This window comes from Vibrio sp. 1978 (assembly GCF_033344345.1).
The window spans coordinates 1-547 of the sequence record NZ_JAWPOP010000891.1 but is presented as its reverse complement, the minus strand read 5'-3'; the positions used below and the strand labels follow the sequence as shown (position 1 = coordinate 547).

The following is a 547-nucleotide window of genomic DNA, read 5'->3' as shown; positions in this document are numbered from 1 at the left end:
GTGGCGCGGTAGCGGGGGCTATCGGGACGATGGGCGTGATTGTCGGGGCTGACATACCGATGTTTGTTGGCGCAATGATCATGGGCCCACTGAGCGCTTGGGTTGTGGTGCAAGTGGATAAACGTATTCAACACCGCATACCTTCTGGTTTTGAGATGGTGGTCAACAACTTCTCGTTGGGTATCGTCGGTATGTTGTTGTGTTTGTTCGCCTACGAGATTGTTGGCCCTTCAGTCACCGCAGCAAACTTGTTTGTGAAATCAGGCATCGAAGCGTTGGTTGCAACGGGTTTCCTGCCTTTGTTAGCGATCATTAACGAACCAGCAAAAGTGTTGTTCCTGAACAACGCCATTGATCAAGGCATTTACTACCCACTAGGCCTGCAAGCGGCCGCAGAAACAGGCAAATCCATCTTCTTTATGGTGGCATCTAACCCAGGTCCTGGTCTTGGTATGCTGCTGGCTTACGCGAAGTTTGGTCAGGGTTTGTCTAAACGTTCTGCGCCAAGTGCCATCATCATTCACTTCTTTGGTGGTATTCATGAGTT

The 547-nt window shown here is 50.3% G+C and carries 1 protein-coding gene; it reads left to right on the top strand.

The genetic code is table 11. The features are described from left to right. The coding region (locus R8N49_RS29710) for a PTS transporter subunit EIIC (RefSeq protein ID WP_318190774.1) at nt 1-547 on the top strand (547 nt) is incomplete at both ends.